General features: G+C 69.6%; 18 protein-coding genes and 1 rRNA gene. 3 read left to right on the forward strand and 16 right to left on the reverse strand.

The genetic code is table 11. The annotated features are described in order from the left end of the window. Nucleotides 1-120: 120 nt before the first annotated feature. The 6 genes from hemB to M2271_RS08585 all read right to left on the reverse strand — a co-directional run bounded on the left by hemB (nucleotide 121) and on the right by M2271_RS08585 (nucleotide 7,525). A complete protein-coding gene (gene hemB, locus M2271_RS08560) occupies nucleotides 121-1,119 on the reverse strand; it encodes a porphobilinogen synthase (protein WP_280886487.1) in 999 nt (332 codons plus the stop codon). Between the two features lie 520 nt (nucleotides 1,120-1,639). Beyond that, entirely contained in the window at nucleotides 1,640-3,358 is a 1,719-nt protein-coding gene (locus M2271_RS08565; protein ID WP_280886488.1) for a bifunctional uroporphyrinogen-III C-methyltransferase/uroporphyrinogen-III synthase, read from the reverse strand. Continuing rightward, nucleotides 3,355-4,350 carry a hydroxymethylbilane synthase gene (gene hemC, locus M2271_RS08570; RefSeq protein WP_280886489.1) on the reverse strand — a complete coding sequence of 332 codons (996 nt, stop codon included), beginning with the start codon at nucleotides 4,348-4,350 and terminating at the stop codon, nucleotides 3,355-3,357. Before hemC ends, M2271_RS08565 begins: the two co-directional genes overlap by 4 nt. Next, on the reverse strand, nucleotides 4,347-6,221 hold the full coding sequence (locus M2271_RS08575) for a glutamyl-tRNA reductase (RefSeq protein WP_280886490.1): 1,875 nt from the start codon (nucleotides 6,219-6,221) through the stop codon (nucleotides 4,347-4,349). The genes hemC and M2271_RS08575 overlap by 4 nt, the downstream gene beginning before the upstream one ends. After that, the gene (locus M2271_RS08580; RefSeq protein WP_280886491.1) at nucleotides 6,218-6,988 is read right to left on the reverse strand and encodes a redox-sensing transcriptional repressor Rex; all 771 of its coding nucleotides are present in this window, start codon (nucleotides 6,986-6,988) and stop codon (nucleotides 6,218-6,220) included. Before M2271_RS08580 ends, M2271_RS08575 begins: the two co-directional genes overlap by 4 nt. Before the next feature lie 255 nt (nucleotides 6,989-7,243). Beyond that, nucleotides 7,244-7,525 (reverse strand): glutaredoxin family protein, encoded by a 282-nt coding sequence (locus tag M2271_RS08585; protein WP_280886492.1) that lies wholly within the window; start codon nucleotides 7,523-7,525, stop codon nucleotides 7,244-7,246. A gap of 94 nt (nucleotides 7,526-7,619) precedes the next feature. Here M2271_RS08585 and M2271_RS08590 point away from each other — a divergent pair, with 94 nt between their 5' ends. The 3 genes from M2271_RS08590 to M2271_RS08600 all read left to right on the forward strand — a co-directional run bounded on the left by M2271_RS08590 (nucleotide 7,620) and on the right by M2271_RS08600 (nucleotide 11,198). Beyond that, the gene (locus M2271_RS08590) at nucleotides 7,620-8,531 is read left to right on the forward strand and encodes an HAD-IB family hydrolase (protein WP_280886493.1); all 912 of its coding nucleotides are present in this window, start codon (nucleotides 7,620-7,622) and stop codon (nucleotides 8,529-8,531) included. Nucleotides 8,532-8,922: 391 nt separating this feature from the next. Next, complete coding sequence (locus tag M2271_RS08595; RefSeq protein WP_280886494.1) at nucleotides 8,923-9,696, forward strand: ECF subfamily RNA polymerase sigma factor, BldN family; 774 nt, start codon at nucleotides 8,923-8,925, stop codon at nucleotides 9,694-9,696. A 233-nt stretch (nucleotides 9,697-9,929) separates the two neighbouring features. Continuing rightward, a complete protein-coding gene (locus M2271_RS08600; RefSeq protein WP_280886495.1) occupies nucleotides 9,930-11,198 on the forward strand; it encodes a DUF5667 domain-containing protein in 1,269 nt (422 codons plus the stop codon). 108 nt (nucleotides 11,199-11,306) lie between these two features. Here M2271_RS08600 and M2271_RS08605 read toward each other — a convergent pair whose 3' ends face one another. From M2271_RS08605 to rrf, 10 genes are all read right to left on the reverse strand, one after another. Continuing rightward, nucleotides 11,307-12,368 carry a lysophospholipid acyltransferase family protein gene (locus M2271_RS08605; protein WP_280886496.1) on the reverse strand — a complete coding sequence of 354 codons (1,062 nt, stop codon included), beginning with the start codon at nucleotides 12,366-12,368 and terminating at the stop codon, nucleotides 11,307-11,309. Between the two features lie 14 nt (nucleotides 12,369-12,382). After that, nucleotides 12,383-13,444, reverse strand: coding sequence for an NAD-dependent epimerase/dehydratase family protein (locus tag M2271_RS08610; RefSeq protein ID WP_280886497.1), 1,062 nt, complete (start codon nucleotides 13,442-13,444; stop codon nucleotides 12,383-12,385). A gap of 297 nt (nucleotides 13,445-13,741) precedes the next feature. Beyond that, complete coding sequence (locus tag M2271_RS08615; protein ID WP_003948845.1) at nucleotides 13,742-13,840, reverse strand: AURKAIP1/COX24 domain-containing protein; 99 nt, start codon at nucleotides 13,838-13,840, stop codon at nucleotides 13,742-13,744. Between the two features lie 155 nt (nucleotides 13,841-13,995). Then, on the reverse strand, nucleotides 13,996-14,205 hold the full coding sequence (locus M2271_RS08620) for a helix-turn-helix domain-containing protein (RefSeq protein ID WP_016437488.1): 210 nt from the start codon (nucleotides 14,203-14,205) through the stop codon (nucleotides 13,996-13,998). A gap of 129 nt (nucleotides 14,206-14,334) precedes the next feature. Continuing rightward, a complete protein-coding gene (locus tag M2271_RS08625) occupies nucleotides 14,335-15,150 on the reverse strand; it encodes a phosphatase (RefSeq protein ID WP_280886522.1) in 816 nt (271 codons plus the stop codon). 493 nt (nucleotides 15,151-15,643) lie between these two features. Next, entirely contained in the window at nucleotides 15,644-16,816 is a 1,173-nt protein-coding gene (locus M2271_RS08630; protein ID WP_280886498.1) for an acetoin utilization protein AcuC, read from the reverse strand. After that, a complete protein-coding gene (locus tag M2271_RS08635; protein ID WP_280886499.1) occupies nucleotides 16,767-17,993 on the reverse strand; it encodes an MFS transporter in 1,227 nt (408 codons plus the stop codon). Before M2271_RS08635 ends, M2271_RS08630 begins: the two co-directional genes overlap by 50 nt. Before the next feature lie 74 nt (nucleotides 17,994-18,067). Next, nucleotides 18,068-18,811: a VC0807 family protein gene (locus tag M2271_RS08640; RefSeq protein ID WP_280886500.1), complete on the reverse strand. Its 744-nt coding sequence runs from the start codon at nucleotides 18,809-18,811 to the stop codon at nucleotides 18,068-18,070. Between the two features lie 68 nt (nucleotides 18,812-18,879). Then, nucleotides 18,880-19,524 carry an HAD family hydrolase gene (locus tag M2271_RS08645; protein WP_280886501.1) on the reverse strand — a complete coding sequence of 215 codons (645 nt, stop codon included), beginning with the start codon at nucleotides 19,522-19,524 and terminating at the stop codon, nucleotides 18,880-18,882. Nucleotides 19,525-19,627: 103 nt separating this feature from the next. Further along, nucleotides 19,628-19,722 (reverse strand): 5S ribosomal RNA (rrf, locus tag M2271_RS08650); the annotation flags it as partial.

The raw sequence follows: 19,722 nt of genomic DNA on the forward strand, positions 1-19,722 counted from the left end.
CCCGCCGAACGGAGGTCGCGAATCCCCCGCCACGCTGCCGGCCAAGGGCGTCTACTACGACAGCTCGCCGACAGTGCTGACAGTGACGTACTGGCAGCGCGACATGGGCAACGCGCTCGCCTACTGAACGCGCAACTGCTGGGCCACCTCGGTGGCCCAGTACGTGAGGATGTTCTGCGCGCCGGCCCGCTTGATGCCGGTCAGCGACTCCAGGATCGCCCGGTCCCGATCGATCCAGCCCTTCTCGGCGGCGGCCTCGATCATCGAGTACTCGCCGGAGATCTGATAGGCGGCGACCGGCACGTCCACGGCGTCGGCGACCCGGGCCAGGATGTCCAAGTAGGGCCCGGCCGGCTTCACCATCACCATGTCGGCCCCCTCCTCCAGGTCCAGGGCCAGCTCCCGCAGGGACTCCCGTACGTTCGCCGGGTCCTGCTGGTAGGTCTTCCGGTCACCGCGCAGGGAGGAGGCGACGGCCTCCCGGAAGGGCCCGTAGAAAGCGGACGCGTACTTGGCCGTGTAGGCGAGCACCGCAACGTCCTGCCGCCCGATCTGATCGAGAGCGGCCCGGATGACCCCGATCTGCCCGTCCATCATCCCGCTGGGCCCGACCACATGGGCACCGGCGTCGGCCTGCACCCGGGCCATTTCGGCGTACCGCTCCAGGGTCGCGTCGTTGTCGACTCGCCCCTCAGCGTCCAGCACCCCGCAATGCCCGTGATCGGTCGTCTCGTCGAGACACAGATCGGACATCACCAACAGGTCGTCACCGACCTCGGCCCGCACATCACGCAGAGCCACCTGCAGGATCCCGTCCGGATCGGTCCCCGGCGTCCCCACGGCGTCCTTCTTCGACTCCTCCGGCACGCCGAACAGCATGATCCCGGAGATCCCCGCGGCCACGGCCTCGGCGGCGGCCTTCTTCAGACTGTCCCGGGTGTGCTGCACGACCCCCGGCATCGCGGCGATGGGCACCGGCTCGGCGACACCCTCCCGCACGAAGGCCGGAAGGATGAAGTCAGCGGGATGCAACCGGGTCTCGGCGACCATGCGCCGCATGACGGGAGTCGTCCGCAGCCGCCTCGGCCGCGCACCGGGAAAGGATCCGTACGTAGACATACCGCCTACGCTACGCCCGCCCCAACACCCGCTTTGCCGACGCACCGTCGGCCCCCACCGCCTCGGCCCGGGGCACCACCGCCTCGCTCAGACAAGAGAAGGCGGGCGCACCAGGACCCGCGTACGGCGGGAAGGGGAAGGGGAAGGGGGCGGGGCGGGGGTGTCCGCCCGCAGCGGTTGTCGCGTCAACACCAGCCAGTCGGCAGGAAACCGATTCCGCGCCGTTCCGGGGACGGACACCCCCGACCCTCCCCCGCCCCACCCCGAACCGTGGGCGCTACACACGCCCCCACCACCCCGCACAGGCGCCGCAGGCATCACCACACCCGCGCCCCTGCGCAGCCCAAGCGCCCAGGAGACACCACAGCCAACCGGCAGGCAGGCATCCCACCGACAGCCCGCGCCCGAGCCCCAGACCAGCCCACCCCGAGCCCCAGCCCGAGCCCCAGACCAGCCCACCCCGAGCCCCAGCCCGAGCCCCAGACCAGCCCGAGCCCGAGCGCGAGCCCCGCAACCCCACTCAGGTGGTCGTACGCCTCCGCCGAGCCCCCGGTCGCCGCTCGCTCGGCCGGGTCACCGGATCCCCGGCCTCCAGCGCCGCGGCCCGGCGCCGCAACCCGAAGTCGGCAAGAGCCTCGACCAGCCTGTGCACGGACGGCTCGGGAGCCATCACATCCACCCGGAGCCCATGCTCCTCGGCGGTCTTCGCCGTAGCGGGCCCGATACACGCGATCACGGTCACGTTGTGCGGCTTCCCGGCGATACCCACCAGGTTCCGCACCGTGGACGACGAGGTGAACAGAACGGCGTCGAACCCGCCGCCCTTGATCGCCTCCCGGGTCTCGGCCGGCGGCGGCGAGGCCCGCACGGTCCGATAGGCGGTGACGTCGTCGACCTCCCACCCGAGCTCGATCAGCCCCGCGACCAACGTCTCGGTGGCGATATCCGCACGCGGCAGGAACACCCGGTCGATCGGATCGAACACCGGGTCGTACGGAGGCCAGTCCTCCAACAAGCCGGCGGCGGACTGCTCCCCGCTGGGCACCAGATCCGGCTTCACACCGAACGCGACCAGGGCCTTCGCGGTCTGCTCGCCCACCGCGGCAACCTTGATCCCGGCGAAGGCCCGCGCATCGAGCCCGTACTCCTCGAACTTCTCCCGCACGGCCTTGACCGCGTTCACCGAGGTGAACGCGATCCACTCGTAGCGCCCCGTCACCAGCCCCTTGACCGCCCGCTCCATCTGCTGGGGCGTCCGTGGCGGCTCGACGGCGATCGTCGGCACCTCGTGCGGCACGGCCCCGTAGGACCGCAGCTGGTCGGAGAGCGAGGCCGACTGCTCCTTCGTACGCGGTACGAGAACCCGCCACCCGAACAGCGGCTTGGACTCGAACCACGAGAGCTGCTCACGCTGAGCCGTGGCGGACCGCTCACCGACCACGGCTATCACCAGCCGTCCGCCTTCGGGCGCGGGCAGCACCTTGGCCTGCTTCAGCGTCTGGGCGATGGTGCCCAGGGTCGCCGTCCAGGTCCGCTGCCGAGTGGTCGTACCGGCGACCGTGACGGTCAGCGGTGTATCGGGCTTACGACCGGCGGACACCAGTTCGCCTGCGGTGGCACCGACGGAGTCCAGGGTGGTCGTGACGACAAGGGTCCCGTCGGACGCCCCCACCTCCGTCCAGCACCGGTCCGAAGCGGTGCGCGCGTCCACGAAGCGGACGTCGGCCCCCTCGGCGTCCCGCAGCGGAACACCGGCGTACGCGGGTACGCCGACGGCGGCCGCGACCCCGGGAACGACCTCGAAAGGCACCCCCGCGGCGGCGCACGCCAGCATCTCCTCGGCGGCGTACGCGTCGAGCCCGGGGTCCCCGGACACCGCGCGTACGACCCGCCTGCCGCCCCGCGCGGCCTCCATGACAAGATGTGCGGCATCCCGCACGGCGGGAACGCCGGCGGTTGTTGACGCGCCGTCAACAACCGTCAGTTGAGGCACGCCTGTGGCCGGCGCAGAACCGGAAGCAAGATCCCCGGAGGGATCCGCATCCGTGTTCACGACGGCGACACCGGATCTGGCATGCGTACGGACGACGTCGAGCACCTCGTGCCCGGCGACGAGAACGTCCGCCTTCGCCAGCGCCTCGACGGCGCGCAGAGTCAGTAGCCCCGGATCTCCGGGTCCGGCACCCAGGAAGGTGACGTGCCCGTGTCCAGGACCGGCGGGAAGAGTGGTGGGGCTCACAGTGCTCGCTCCCCCATCAGACCGGCCGCGCCCTGGGCAAGCATCTCGGCAGCGAGTTCGCGACCGAGCGTCATTGCCTGGTCGTACGACTCGGGCACGGGACCGGTGGTGGACAACTGCACCATCCGCGTGCCGTCGGTCGTGCCGACGACGCCGCGCAGGCGCATTTCCTTGACAATCTGGCCGTCGGCCTGGGTGTCCCCCCGCTCGAGCGGAGCCGAGCGTGGGGGAAGGTCGGCCAGCGCACCCACAGGGGCGCTGCAACCGGCCTCCAGGGCGGCGAGCAGGGACCGTTCGGCGGTCACGGCGACCCGCGTGAACGGGTCGTCGAGCTCACCGAGAGTGACGATCAGGTCCGCGTTGTCCGCGGCACACTCGATCGCGAGTGCTCCCTGGCCGGGAGCGGGCAGAACCGTGTCGACCGACAGGAAGTCGGTCACCTCGTCGATCCGGCCGATCCGGGTCAGTCCGGCGGCGGCCAGGACCACGGCGTCCAGCTCACCGTCCCGGACGAATCCGATGCGGGTGTCGACGTTCCCGCGGATCGGCACGGTCCGGATGTCCAGCCCGTGGCCGAGTGCGTACGCGTTCAGCTGGGCCATCCGGCGCGGTGAACCCGTACCGATGCGGGCCCCGCGCGGCAGGTCGGTGAACTTCAGCGCGTCCCGGGCGACCATGACGTCCCTCGGGTCCTCGCGCTCGGGGACGGCGACCAGCGTCAGCTCGTCGGGCTGCCCGGTCGGGAGGTCCTTCAGCGAATGAACCGCGAAGTCGATCTCGCCCTTGAGCAGCGCCTCGCGCAGCGCGGTCACGAAGACGCCCGTGCCGCCGATCTGTGCGAGCTGTTCGCGGGAGGTGTCACCGTAGGTGGTGATCTCGACAAGCTCGACGGGCCGGCCGGTCACCTGGCTCACGGCGTCCGCCACCTGCCCGGACTGGGCCAGGGCGAGTCTGCTCCGCCTGGTCCCGAGCCTCAATGCCTTGCTACTCATGCCGGCCCTCGGTTCTTGCCGTTGTTCTGGGTGCTGTCCTCGGCGCTGTCGGCGGCGTTGTCCTCGGCGCGGGAGACGGAGGCCACCGTCTCGGGGTCGAGGTCGAACAGGGTGCGCAGCGCGTCCGCGTACCCGGTGCCGCCGGGCTCGGCCGCGAGCTGCTTGACCCGTACGGTCGGCGCGTGCAGCAGCTTGTCGACCACACGCTTCACGGTCTGTGTGATCTCGCCGCGCTGCTTGTCGTCCAGCCCCGGCAGCCGCCCGTCGAGCCGGGCGATCTCACCGGCGACGACATCGGCGGCCATGGTGCGCAGGGCGACCACGGTGGGCGTGATGTGGGCGGCCCGCTGCGCCGCGCCGAAGGCCGCGACCTCGTCGGCGACGATACGGCGGACCTGGTCGACGTCGGCCGCCATCGGCGCGTCGGCGGAAGCTTCCGCCAGCGACTCGATGTCGACCAGCCGCACTCCGGTCAGCCGGTGCACGGCCGCGTCGATGTCGCGCGGCATGGCGAGGTCGAGCAGGAAGAGCGAGGGCTCGGGACGCGGGATCTCGGCGACCGGCTCGGGCCGGCGCCGCTCGGGCACCCGGCCGACCGCGGCCGCCGCGGCGGCGAGCGCGGCGATGGCGTCCGCCTCCTCGGCGGGGTCGAGCGTGGTGACCAGGCCCGCGGGGGCGGAGCCCTGCTGACGGGGGGTGCCGTTGTCCACCCAGGCGGCGTGCTGTTCGAGGTCGGCGGCGGCCATCCCGGCCACGGCCGCCTCACCGAGCACGGAGAACCCGGCGGTCGCCTGCACGGCCGGCACATCGAGCGGACAGCCCTCCTCGGTGCCGAGGGCGGAGGGCGCCGGCGTGGCCGACACGGCCGACGCGGCGGAAGCAGTCGTACGACCGGACTCGCCGGCCGGCTGCCCCGCACCCGGCGTCCACGCTTCGGGAGAACCGTCACTGCCGAGAGAGCCGCCACCGCCGGGGGAACCGTCACCGCCGGGGAAGCTGCCACCGCCGAGGGAACCGTCACCACCGGGGCCGCGACCCGCCACCGCGGCGGCGACCGCCTCGGCCGTGAGGACCAGGCCCGTGGCCCCCGTACAGGAGACGGTGACATCGGCACGTGTCAGCTCGACCGGCACCGATTCCATCGGGACCGCGCGGGCCAACACGTCCGTGTCGTCGCCCTCGCTGAGTATCTGGGCGAGACGTTCGGCGCGGTCAGGGGTGCGGTTGGCGACCACGATCTCGGCGACCCCGGCCCGCGCGAGCGTGGCCGCGGCCAGCGAGGACATCGAGCCGGCGCCGATGACCAGCGCCTTCTTGCCGCGGGCCCATCCCTTGACCGGCGCGCCGGCGGACAGTTGCTCCAGGCCGAAGGTGACCAGGGACTGTCCGGCACGGTCGATGCCGGTCTCGGAGTGGGCGCGCTTGCCGACCCGCAGGGCCTGCTGGAACAGGTCGTTCAGCAAGCGCCCGGCGGTGTGCAGTTCCTGCGCCTTGGCGAGGGAGTCCTTCATCTGGCCGAGGATCTGCCCCTCGCCGACGACCATCGAGTCGAGCCCGCAGGCCACCGAGAAGAGGTGGTGGACGGCCCGGTCCTCGTAGTGCACGTAGAGATAGGGAGTGAGCTCGTCGAGCCCGACCCCGCTGTGCTGGGCGAGCAGCGTGGACACCTCGGCGACACCGGCGTGGAACTTGTCCACGTCGGCGTACAGCTCTATGCGGTTGCAGGTGGCGAGGACGACGGCCTCGGCGGCCGGTTCGGCGGCGGCCGTGTCCTGCAGCAGCTTGATCTGGGCGTCCGCGGACAGCGTGGCCCGCTCCAGGACACTGACCGGGGCGCTGCGGTGACTCAGCCCGACGACGAGGAGACTCATGCCGGCATCACGGCGGGGACATCCCCGTCGGGTCCCTTGTCGGCGGACTCCTTGCGGACGGCGGCAGCCGGGGCGGCGCCGTCGACAGCGGCGGCGGCAGCCTCCTCGCCGGCCTTGCGCTGCTCGTGGAAGGCGAGGATCTGCAGCTCGATGGAGAGGTCGACCTTGCGCACGTCGACGCCGTCCGGGACGGACAGCACGGTCGGCGCGAAGTTCAGGATGGAGGTGATTCCGGCGGCCACGAGCCGGTCGCAGACCGGCTGGGCGGCACCGGCGGGCGTGGCGATGACACCGATCGACACGCCGTTGTCCTTGATGATCTTCTCGAGCTCGTCCGTGTGCTGGACGGGGATCCCGGCGACGGGCTTCCCGGCCATCGCGGGGTCGGCGTCGATGAGGGCGGCAACCCGGAAGCCACGGGAGGCGAACCCGCCGTAGTTGGCGAGAGCGGCGCCGAGGTTGCCTATACCGACGATCACTACCGGCCAGTCCTGGGTGAGCCCCAGTTCACGGGAGATCTGGTAGACGAGATACTCGACGTCGTAGCCCACACCGCGGGTGCCGTAGGAACCCAGGTACGAGAAGTCCTTGCGCAGCTTCGCGGAGTTGACCCCCGCGGCGGCCGCGAGCTCCTCGGAGGAGACCGTGGGCACCGAGCGCTCCGACAGTGCGGTCAGCGCGCGGAGATACAGCGGAAGGCGGGCGACGGTGGCCTCGGGAATCCCTCGGCTACGGGTCGCCGGTCGGTGAGTTCGGCCAGTTGCCACGGTGCTCCTGCGGGTAGAGCGGGGCTGCAGGCGGTCACACGTCCCCGGACCGCCCCGTCCCCAGCAGGCTATGTCTTTGTGAACGCGTGCACAAAGACGGTGTCCGATTTGCCCGGCCAACGTGACCGGGGTCACGCGCCCCTCGCGCGCCGGTGTGGAAACGGCGCGCACGGACCACCGTTCCTTTTCTCCTGGGGGCAAAACCGCACACTCTCCTCTACGATCCTCGCCCCCGAGACCAGTTCATCGTCGATCCTAAGCCAAGGCTTTGCGGAGGCGATCCTCGTTCACACGCCAGAAGGTGTGCTGTTCGCCGTCGACGAGGACGACCGGGATCTGCTCCCAGTACTGGTCATGGAGCTGTGGATCCCGCGTGATGTCCTTTCCTTCCCAGGGAACGCCGAGTTCGGCGCACACCTTCTCCACGATCGCCTGCGCGTCGTCACACAAATGGCAGCCGGGCTTCCGGATGAGTGTCACGAGCCGGTCCTGCGGGCCGCGACCCGTGCGGCCGAAGAGGGGAGTCATGCCGGCCATTCTCCTCTTTGTTTAACGGCGGAGTCGCGGAGAGTTCACAGCCTCCCAACCTCACCGCTCCGGAACCAGCGAACAAACTGGCTATGCTCACGCCATGGCCGCTCTCGGATGGCTCACCTCCCGTAGGCGCTCCGCCACGGCACGCAGCGTGCTCGCCGGCGAGGCCTCGGCGGAGGCAGCACGCAAGTCCACCCAGGACGTAGTCGGCGAGGAGCCGGTGTTCCCGGTGCACGGCGACGCACACGCCGCCGCCTTCTTCGACCTGGACAACACCGTGATGCAGGGTGCCGCCCTGTTCCACTTCGGGCGGGGCCTGTACAAGCGGAAGTTCTTCGAGACCCGTGACCTCGCGAAGTTCGCCTGGCAGCAGGCGTGGTTCCGGCTGGCCGGCGTCGAGGACCCGGAGCACATGCAGGAGGCCCGGGACTCCGCGCTGTCGATCGTCAAGGGCCACCGCGTCGCCGAGTTGCAGTCGATCGGCGAGGAGATCTACGACGAGTACATGGCCGAGCGCATCTGGCCGGGCACCCGGGCCCTCGCCCAGGCGCATCTGGACGCGGGCCAGAGGGTGTGGCTGGTCACGGCGGCCCCGGTGGAGATCGCCCAGGTGATCTCCCGCCGCCTCGGCCTGACCGGCGCGCTCGGCACGGTCGCCGAGTCGGTCGACGGCGTCTACACGGGCAAGCTGGTCGGCGAGCCGCTGCACGGCCCGGCCAAGGCGGAGGCGGTGCGCGCCCTGGCGACGGCAGAGGGCCTGGACCTGACCCGCTGCGCGGCCTACAGCGACTCGCACAACGACATCCCGATGCTCTCGCTGGTCGGCCACCCCTACGCCATCAACCCCGACAGCAAGCTACGCAAGCACGCCCGCCAGCTGGAGTGGCGCCTGCGGGACTACCGCACGGGCCGCAAGGCGGCGAAGGTGGGCATCCCGGCGGCGGCCGGTGTGGGCGCGGTGGCGGGCGGCACGGCGGCGGCGATCGCCCTGCACAAGCGTCGTCGCTGAACAGCGGCATACAGAAGTCGCTGAACGGCGCGCATACAGAAGCCCCTGGACAACGGGCGTCAGAACAGGTCACGGCGTCCGCCACGGGGCCAATCCAGTGGCCCTCCCCGCATATCGCCGTAGCCAGTCACGTTGGCTGCACACGGCCACAACATGCCCCGGACCAAGACGGAACACGAACCGTTTCGATCATCAATCGATCACTGTCTGGCGCTTGATCGACTGCCAATCGGTTACAGAAGCGACGTAATCGACGATTTTAGCAACTGCGTGTAGCAGTGCCTGCACTAAGCGTTATTCTCCTCAGACGCAATCCGGATCCCCTTCCGTCGCTACGACGGGTGAACGGTTCCGCACTGCACGTGATGCAAGCTCTGCCTCTGGGAGTCCCGTGTACCCACACGTCGGGGTTGACGCCTCGGGCCTGGCTACGCTGCGCGCAACGGTCCACAACCTGTTGCGCGGCTTTGTCCCCACTGCGTACGCCGTCCCTGCCCTCGCCGTCGCCACCACCCCCGTCGGCCCGTACTACGCGCTCGCCGACGGCAGCGCCGCAGTCGGAAGACGAGGGCGTTCGACCGGTGCCGCCCACGCGCGCCGTCCCGCCGCGGACAGCGACAGCGCCCGCATGATGGACCTGGTGGAACGCGCCCAGGCCGGCGAGGCCGACGCCTTCGGCCGTCTCTACGACCAGTACAGCGACACCGTGTACCGGTACATCTACTACCGAGTGGGAGGCAAAGCCACCGCCGAGGACCTCACCAGCGAGACGTTCCTGCGCGCCCTGCGCCGCATCGGCACCTTCACCTGGCAGGGCCGCGACTTCGGGGCCTGGCTGGTGACGATCGCCCGCAACCTGGTCGCCGACCACTTCAAGTCGAGCCGCTTCCGGCTGGAGGTGACCACCGGCGAGATGCTCGACGCCAACGAGGTCGCGCGCTCCCCCGAGGACTCCGTTCTGGAGTCCCTCTCCAACGCCGCGCTCCTGGACGCCGTACGACGGCTCAACCCCCAGCAGCAGGAGTGCGTCACTCTCCGTTTCCTCCAAGGTCTGTCCGTGGCCGAGACCGCCCGCGTGATGGGCAAGAACGAGGGCGCCATCAAGACCCTCCAGTACCGGGCCGTCCGCACCCTCGCCCGGCTCCTGCCGGATGACGTCCGCTGACGGAACACGTTCGGTAACTCTCAACTCGCGGTCCGTGAAAGCCCGTTGGCTTCGCGATCCGATCATCCGCCGTCCGTAACCCAAGTGCCACGCCACTCGTTGTGCGGGATGCAGGCTCCCTGTGGTCACCCCCTGGCCGACTTCGATCACCCGATCGTGTGCTTGTGGTCAGGGCGTGCAACCCTCAGGACCCCCTGGGGAGTCGACCGTCTTGACGAGAGGAGGTGCCGCCAGTGATCGCGAACGTTTCGGCGCACCGGCGGGCGAACGCCTTCGCCCAGACCCTGGACGAGCAGTCCGACCGGGGCACGGCGGCCGAGCAGTCCGAAGGACCCCCGCCGTCCCCGGCTGCTGCGGAACAGACCGAGCAGGGCCGGCTGACGGCCTTCGCGACGCGTCTCGGCGAGTTGCCCAAGCCACAGCTGGACCCCGAGGTCAAGGTCGTCCATCGGGCCCAGTTGGTGGCCGCGATGGAGGCCATGCTGCTGGAGGGCACCGTACCGGGAGGCGCGGCGCGGGACCCCTCGGTGCCCGGGCAGCGCTCGCCCCGGGCCCGGGGCACCCATCGGGCGAGCCCACTGGGAAAACTCCGACCGCGTTCCCGCCTGACCAAGGGTCTTGCCGCGGGCGGGCTGAGCGTCAGTGTGGCCGCGGGCGCCTTCGGTGGAGTCGCCGCTGCCAGCTCGGACGCCCTGCCCGGTGACTCGCTCTACGGCCTCAAGCGAGGCATCGAGGACTTCAAGCTCACCTACCTGTCCGACGGCGAGGACGAACGCGGTGTCGCCTACCTCGACCAGGCCTCCACCCGCCTGAGCGAGGCCCGCCGCCTCATGGAGCGCGGCCGCGACGGCGACCTCGACCACGAGTCCCTCGGGGAGATCCGCCGGGCCCTGTCCGGCGTGCAGCACGACGCCTCCGAGGGCCACCGTCTGCTCACCGCCGCGTACCAGCACGACCCGGATTCCCTGGGCCCCATCCAGGCCCTCGACGCCTTCTCGCGCTCGCACCGCGACGCCTGGGGCACCCTGCGCGACAGACTGCCCGTGCAGCTCGGTGACGTCAGTCAGCAGGTCACCTCGGTCTTCGACGCCATAGACGAAGAAGTCGCCCCGCTGCAGTCCCGCCTCCCGCAGCCCCCGGCCCAGGGCGACAGCGGCCAGGGCCGTCGGCAGGGCTCCGGTCCGGCGGCCTCCGACAGCTCGTCCGGTTCCGGCCGCTCGTCCGGTTCCGGCCGCTCGTCGACCCCCAGCACCGGCAGCGGCAGCTCCTCCGAGAGCAGCGGCACCGGAAGCCACCGCCCCAGCAGGCCCGCCGGCTCCGCCGACGCGGACGACGGCCTGCTCGGCAGCGACACCGGCGGCCTGCTCGACCCGCCGAAGGACACCGGCAGCACGACCCCGTCCACCAGCACCCCACCCACCACCGAACCGGACGTCACCCTCCCACCCCTGCTCCCGGGCCTCCTCCCCGGCCTGGGCATCGAGGGCGAGGACACCAACTAGAGGCCACACCAGGCCCGTACGGTACGACGACGGGGGCGCCCCTTCTCAGGAAGGGCGCCCCCGTCGTCGTACGACGCGCTGGAGAACAAGGCGCTGGAGAACCAGGCGCTAGAAGAACACCGACCGCCGCTGCACCAACAACTTGTACAACGTGTGCTGGATCTGCTCCCTGACCTGGTCCGTCAGGTTGAACATCAGCATCGGGTCCTCCGCAGCCTCCGGCGGAAACCCGTCCGTGGGAATCGGCTCACCGAACTGGATCGTCCACTTCGTCGGCAACGGAATCGCACCCAGCGGACCGAGCCACGGAAAGGTCGGCGTCAACGGGAAATACGGGAAGCCCAGAACGCGCGCCAAGGTCTTGGCGTTGCCGATCATCGGGTAGATCTCCTCGGCCCCGACGATCGAGCAGGGGATGATCGGCGCGCCCTGCCGCAGCGCCGTGGAGACGAAGCCGCCACGGCCGAAGCGCTGCAGCTTGTAGCGCTCGCCGAAGGGCTTGCCGATGCCCTTGAAGCCCTCCGGCATCACTCCGACCAGCTCGCCCTGTGCCAGCAGTCGTTCGGCGTCCTCGGCGCAGGCCAGGGTGTGCCCGAGCTTGCGGGCCAGCTCGTTGACCACCGGCAGCATGAAGACCAGGTCCGCCGCCAGCAGACGCAGATGGCGGCCGTCGGGGTGCTGGTCGTGGACGGCCACCTGCATCATCAGGCCGTCCAGCGGAAGCGTCCCCGAGTGGTTGGCGACGATCAGCGCCCCGCCGTCGGACGGGATGTTCTCGACGCCCTTCACCTCGACCCGGAAGTACTTCTCGTACATGGGGCGCAGCAGGGACATCAGAACCTGGTCGGTCAACTCCTCGTCGTAACCGAAGTCGTCGATCTCGTAGTCCCCGGTGAGGCGGCGGCGCAGGAAGGCGAGACCGCCCGCGACACGCCGCTCCAGACCGCGGTGGTCGGTGCGGTCCTGCGGCTGCTCGGGCGGCTGTTCCTCACGGGTCACAGCAACATCATCCTGCGTGGACGGCCTGCTGGGCAAAGACGGGACCTCATGGACCAGCGGAGACTCCGTGCCCTTGCGCCGTTTCCCCGCGCTCCGGCGCCGCGGCGGCCGCTGCACGGCGCTCCCGCGGGACCGGTCGTCGTCGAACGGAATGACCTTGGCGTCCGCCATCGTTGATGCGCTCCTCAGTTGGCGCTCTGCGTCTGGGGGTGGCCGCCGCCCGCGAAGGGCAACGCGGCGACCCGGTCGACGGCCCCGGCCACGGTCTCGGGCGGCAGGAGCCCGGGTCCGCGGCTGCGCGCGAACTCCGCGAAGGTCTCCGCCGTCGTGTACTTCGGCCGGAAACCCAACGTCTCCCGCATCTGGGTCGTCGACACGACCCGGCCGTGGGTCAGCAGCCGGATCTGCTCGGGCGAGAAGTCCGTCATACCCAGCGTACGCACCAGGGAGCCCGCCCAGGTGACGGCAGGCAGGAGCAGGGGCACGGTGGGCCGGCCGAGCCGCCGCGAACACTGCGACAGCAAGAGCACGCCGTCGCCCGCGATGTTGAAGGTGCCGCTGTTGAGCGTGCCCCGCTCCGGCTCGTGAGAGGCGATCCGCAGCACCTCGATCACGTCGTCCTCGTGCACGAACTGCAGCCGCGGGTCGTATCCGAACACGGTCGGCAGCACCGGCAGCGAGAAGTACGAGGCGAGCGGGGTGTCCACGGTCGGACCGAGGATGTTGGCGAACCGCAGCGCACACACGGCGACATCGGGCCGCCGCCGGGCGAACCCCCGCACGTACCCCTCGACCTCGACGGTGTCCTTGGCGAAGCCGCCACTGGGCAGCGACTTCGGCGGAGTGGTCTCGGTGAACACGGCGGGATCCCGGGGCGCGGACCCGTAGACGTTCGTACTGGACTTCACCACGAGCCGCTTGACGTTCGGCGACTTCTGACAGGCGCCGAGCAGCTGCATGGTGCCGATGACGTTGGTCTCCTTGACCGAGGTCCGGCTGCCGCTGCCGAGCGCGGTCGCGGTCACGTCCAGGTGGACGACCGTGTCGGCGGCCGTCTCCGCGAGCACCCGCGCGATGGTGGGCTGTCGCAGATCGGCCTGGATGAAGTCGGCACCGCCCAGATGGTGCTCGGGCGGCACGACGTCCACGGCGATGACCCGGTCCACCTGTGGGTCACGCTGGATCCGTCGTACGAACCGGCCCCCCAGTTGACGGGCCACTCCGGTCACGAGCACGACCTTGCCCAAGATCAGCGCCTTCCTTCCAGCCCTCGTACTGCCCCGCGTACCTGCCCCGCGTACTACCCCGCACCGTGCCGCGTTCCCCGTGTACGGCCAACCTAGCCGGTCGGTGTCGCGCTGTGATGACCGCCCACTGCACGAAGTGACGGCACCCACAGACGTACGAACAGACCAAGCCATGTGGCCCACATGCATACGCACAACGCACCGCCCGGGTGTCCGGACACGCATGTGGCCCCCCACCGATGTGGTGGGGGGCCACAACGCGCTGTGTGTGCGCGGTGCCGCGTACTTCTGTTGCGACTACTTCTTGTTGCGACGCTGAACGCGCGTGCGCTTGAGCAGCTTGCGGTGCTTCTTCTTGGCCATCCGCTTGCGCCGCTTCTTGATAACAGAGCCCACGACTACCCTCGCTCACTTCTCATCACTCGGTGCTGGGCGCCATGGGCCCATACGACCTACAAGGGCTTAGCCTACCCGCCCGAGCGCTGAGGTCGTAATCGAGGTGCCGGGGTGATCCTTTGCCTAGCCCTGAGGATCACCCCGGGCCGTCGTCGTCAGGCGGTTTCCACCCCCACATAGCTCTCGCGGAGGTACTCGTGAACCGCGTTCTCGGGGACACGGAAGGACCGCCCCACCCGGATCGCAGGCAGATGACCGCTGTGCACCAACCGGTACACGGTCATCTTCGACACTCGCATCACCGAGGCGACTTCCGCCACGGTAAGGAACTGAACCTCGCTCAGAGGCCTCTGCTCAGCAGCCATGACACACCTGAACCTTCCGCACTCGACGGTCACCGGCTTCCCCTTCCGGTGACTCTTCGTCGTTGCGTGCTCACTCCCCAATGTAGGGGCGGGTGATGCAAGTGGGGAAGAGGTGCACCCATCGGAGGCCTACTGTGACAGACACGCTCGATTGAGTACGTAGCGGGTAAGCGGCCGGTAGTACTCGGACCGCACGGCGTCATCAAGTGGAACGACAACGGACACGACCCCTTCCGCCTCCCCCACGAACAACGCGGGGTCATCCGTGTCGGCCGGCCCAATGGCCTCAAACCCCAGCTGACCTGCTCCGCAGACCCACCCGTGATCCCCGATGACGAGCTCGGGCAGAGGCCCTCCGGCATCCGCGGCCGCGGCCAGCGCGACCCGAACCGGGAGCGGTGAGTGCGTGTGCGCACCAGCCGCCCGGCCGGAGCTCGGCGGGCCGGGTTGTCGCACCAGCGCGACTCCTCGTACGTAGTCGAGGTTGTACGTGCGTAGACCAAACCGGGTCGTTATGTCGACACAGCGACCCTGCGCCGGGGTGAGAACAGTACATCCCGCCGCCGACAACGCGTCCGCCAAAGCGGCGTAGAAGCCGAGCAGCCGATGCGGGTGCCCGGTACCGAGCAGCACGGGCGCGCCACGGTCGGCCACGTCGGCGAGCCGCCCCGCGAAGGCATCCAACGCGGCCACCGTCAGCTCCGGATCGATCACATCATGACCAGATACATGCCCCGGATCGGCCGAAACCCCACACTTGTCCGCCATCAACTCAATCAATTCCCGCACCCCCCAGCCCCGTTCAGGATCAATCCCGATCAGAACCCGGGGATCACGAGCCGCGAACAACCGATAACTCCGAAGACTCTCCTCCCGCGAGGTAGCCACAACCCCCGCCAACCGAGCCGCAAGAAGATGAGCGCGCAACGCCTCAGTGCCCCACACCCCTGCGATGCTGACGGACAACCCCCCACCCACACCCACCGAACAGAAAAACTCCGCACAGTCGGCGTAACGACGGCACGCTCACGGGACGCGGCGCGGGGCGGCGGAGCCCCGGACAAGGACGCAGGAGGCGTAGTCCGCGCCAGGTCCACGTCGGCAACACCGCCGGGGTCCAGGGCCGGAGCCCCGCCACCGGCGGGACCGAAGAAGCGGCGGGCCCCCTGGGAGCACCTGAGGCACAGCCCCGCCGGATCCGAGACGCAGTCCCGCGAGCGGTCGCAGGAGACGCAGTGCCCGCCGGGGTCCCAAGAGACGCAGTGCCCGCCGGGGACGAAGGGGCGGAGCCCCTGGGAATCGCTACCGGTAGGGGCGGCGGGGGCGAGAACCGCCACACCTCAACCCACCGAACGCCTCAACCCACCGACGCACCGAACACCCCAGCGCACCCCCGCCCGCCCCCAACCACCCCACCCAGCCCCAACCTCCCCACTCCTCAAGCCAAAAGCCCCCGCAACGGAAACACGGCCCGCCGCGCCGCCAGCACCGCCTGATCCAACCGATCCGCAGGGTCGTACCCCGACTCCCACCCCGCCCAGGACACCGGCCACCGCCCGTCAGTCATCCGCGCCGGCCCAAGCTGCCGAGTCCGGGCGAAAACCTCCTGCCGCCACCCCTCGGGGATCATCGCCTCCGGCGCCACCGGCCGCCCCGCCGCGATCCCCACCAGATGCGTCCAGGACCGCGGCACCACATCCACCACCGCGTATCCACCCCCGCCCAGCGCCACCCACCGCCCCTCGGCGTACTCATGCGCCAGATCGTGACAGGCGGCCTGCACAGCCCGCTGCGCGTCCAGCGACACCGCCAGATGCGCGAGCGGATCCTCAAAATGCGTATCGGCCCCGTGCTGCGTCACCAACACCTGAGGCCGAAAGTCAGCGATCACCTCAGGCACCACCGCGTGAAACGCCCGCAGCCACCCCGCATCCCCCGTCCCCGCCGGCAACGCCACATTCACCGCCGCCCCCTCCGCGGACTCCGCCCCGGTCTCCTCCGGCCACCCGGTCTGCGGAAACAACGTACGAGGATGCTCATGCAGCGAGATCGTCAGAACCCGCGGATCCTCCCAGAACGCCGCCTGCACCCCGTCCCCGTGATGCACATCGACATCCACATAGGCGACCCGCGAAGCCCCCAGCTCCAGCAACCGAGCGATGGCCAACGACGCGTCGTTGTAGATACAGAACCCCGACGCTCCCCCGGGCATCGCATGATGCAACCCACCCGCGAAGTTCACCGCGTGCAGCGCGTCCCCCCGCCACACGGCCTCCGCCGCCCCCACCGACTGCCCCGCGATCAACGCGGACACCTCATGCATCCCGGCAAACGCCGGATCATCGAGCGTCCCCAGCCCGTACGACGAGTCCGCGGCCCGGGGATCCACGGAGGCCGCCTTCACGGCCTCGACATAGTCCTCCCGGTGAACCAGCCGCAGCGTCGACTCCCCCGCCGGCTTGGCCGCGACGACCTCGGCCTCCCGATCAAGCCCGAACGCCTGAACGAGCCTCCAGGTCAGGGCCAGCCGAACGGGATCCATCGGATGGTCCGGACCGAAGTCATAGCCCGTTACTGCCTCGTCCCACATCAGCTGTGCGCGGCCGCTCATGCCCGCCACCGTATCGGTCCGGTTGAGTGTCGAACGACCTGGCGTACACGAGCGTCACCAGCACCAACACCATCGGTACAAGCATCGCCCCCCGGTAACTCCAGGCATCCCCCAACGCCCCCACCAACGGCGAACCGATCAAAAAACCCACATAGTTGAAAACATTGAGCCGCGCGACCGCCGCATCCGACGCCCCAGGAAACAGCCGCCCAGCCGCCGCGAAGGTCTGCGGCACCAGCACGCACAACCCCAGCCCCAACAAGGTGAACCCGAGCATCCCCGCCCACGCCCCGGGCGCCGAGGCCACCACCGCGAACCCCAGGGCAGCCACCACCGCCCCTCCCCGCACCACCACCACAGCCCCGAACCGCCGCACCCCGAAGTCCCCGATGGTCCGCCCCAGCAGCGTGGTCACCATGTACACGTTGTACGGCACGGTCGCCAGTTGCTCCGAGCTCCCCAGCACATCCTGCAGATACTTCGCACTCCAGTTGGAAACCGTCGAGTCCCCGATGTAGGCGAAGGACATCACCAGACACAACGGCAACAACAGCTTGAAGACAACCCCGGTGTTCGCACCCGTGCCCTCCCCCTTCGCCGCCTCGTCCCCCACGCCGACCTCCCTGTCGACGTACCACCGGCTCCCCACCAGCGCCGCCGGCAACAGCACGACCGCCACCGGCAGATACGACACCCACAACGCCAGATGCCAGTGCGCCCCCACCCACGCGAGCGAGGCCCCCAGAATCCCGCCCAGGCTGTACACAGCATGGAAACTCAGCATGATGCTGCGCCCGTACGACCGCTGCAGACTCACCCCGAGCATGTTCATCGAGGCGTCCAGCGCACCCACGGCCAGCCCGAACGCCGCGAGCGAGACGCCCAGTTCGACCATGGACTCCCCCGCACCCACCCCGAGCAGCGCCAGGAGCACCACGGGCTGGGCCCACCTCAGCACCCGGCTGGGGGGTATCCGCTTCACCAACTGCTCGGTGCTCACACTCGCGGCCCCGGCGAGGATCGGCACAGCCGCGAGGAACGCGGGCAGCAACGCGTCGGAGACGCCGTACCGGTCCTGGATGGCGGGGATCCGCGTCACGAGCAGCGCGAAGGCAACACCCTGCGCGAAGAAGCTGAACGCCAGCGAGGCCCTGCCACGCCGCAGCACATCAGTCATGGCGGCGAGCGTAGGGCCCCGGTGTACTCGTGGGTAGATCCAGCCAAAGATGAATTCCTCTCAGCTTCACTCGATCACTCGGCGGCAGCGCCCCCGGCCACCACCGGAACAAGATCCAAGTGCCCCTGCCCTCGCCCCTGCTCAAGCTCCTGGCCCTGCCCATCGCCCCGGTCCTGCCCCAGGCTCACCAGCTCCGCCTCCAGCATGGCCGCCATCGGCCCGGCACCAAGCGCCCCGCTGACGAGGAAACCCAGAGCCATGGCGACGACCATGATGACGTTCCCGAGCCAGACCATCGTGTCCACCGGCAGCGTGTACACCCCCACCACCCGCACCACACACTCCCCCAGCAGCACCACGCCCCACACCACGGAGAAGACCCGCTCGCACCGCCGAAAGGCAGCGGAGCCGCCCTGCAGCCGCACCCAGGCGGCCTCCCGTCGTTCATCCCCCTTCACCAGCCACGGCTTCATACCGGCGGTCATCACCGGCTTGCCCATCACCACGGACGCCAGGATCCCGATCCCCACCACGCTGCTGACCCCGCTGTCCTTTGCGAGCATCAGCCGCGGATCCCCGGCGACGAACGCGAGCAGTACCCCCGCGACGTTCACGAACAGGATGAGTGCGGCAAGCCCGTTGACCGTTCGGTCCTTCGCCACGCTCCACCCTGTCCGCACGGCCGGCAGCACACTGCTCCAGCCGAGCGCGGCCGCGGTGCTCATCCCGATGGCGTTCCGGAACAGGTAGTACGACCCGACCGGCACCGCCACGTCCATCATGAGCGGAGCCAAGGCGTTCCTCTTCGTCTTCGTCATGCCCTCAGCTTCGCGCGCAGCCCCGGACGCCAGTAGAAACGATCGTCCGGACCTCGGCATGACAAATGTCAGACCAGCAGGTCAACCAACTTCCCCATGTCCGAGAAGAGTTGAGTAGCGTCCGCAAGCCTGTCGCCAGGCGTCATGGCGGTGAACCCGCAGACGTCCATCCCGGCCGCCACAGCCGCCCGCACCCCCAAGGGACTGTCCTCGACCACCACACACCGTGCGGGCTCGACCCCCATCCGCTCGGCGGCATACAGGAACAGATCCGGCGCCGGCTTCCCTCGCCCCACATCCTGCGAACTGAAGATCCGCCCGTCGTCGAACCACCGGTCCAGCCCGGTCTTCCGATGCCCCACCCGGATCCGCTCATGACTTCCGGAGGACGCCACACAGTACGGCACCCCATCCGCGGCAAGCTTCTCCAGCACCGCCAGGGCTCCCGCCACCGGCTCCAACTCCCGTTCGAACGCGGCGAACACCCGCCCATGGAAGACATCGTCGAAGTCCTCCGGCAACCGCCGCCCGGTCCGCTCCTCCACCAGATCGTGTACGCGGTGCATAGCGGCCCCCATGTAGTCGCGCAGGAAGTCCTCGTACGAGGTCGGATGCCCGAGCTCGGTCAGATAGCCGGCCAGGAGCTTGTTGGAAATCGGCTCACTGTCGACGAGGACACCGTCGTTGTCGAAGATGACGAGGTCATAGCGCATGCCCAAGACCCTAGACGACCCGTAACAGACGCCCCTTAAAAGCAGACGACCCGTAAACGCAGGAAACCCCGCACCAACCGGTGCGGGGTTTCCTTCAAAAATTGTTCGGCGGCGTCCTACTCTCCCACAGGGTCCCCCCTGCAGTACCATCGGCGCTGTAAGGCTTAGCTTCCGGGTTCGAAATGTAACCGGGCGTTT

It is taken from the genome of Streptomyces sp. LBL (assembly GCF_029893585.1).
Taxonomy (GTDB): domain Bacteria; phylum Actinomycetota; class Actinomycetes; order Streptomycetales; family Streptomycetaceae; genus Streptomyces.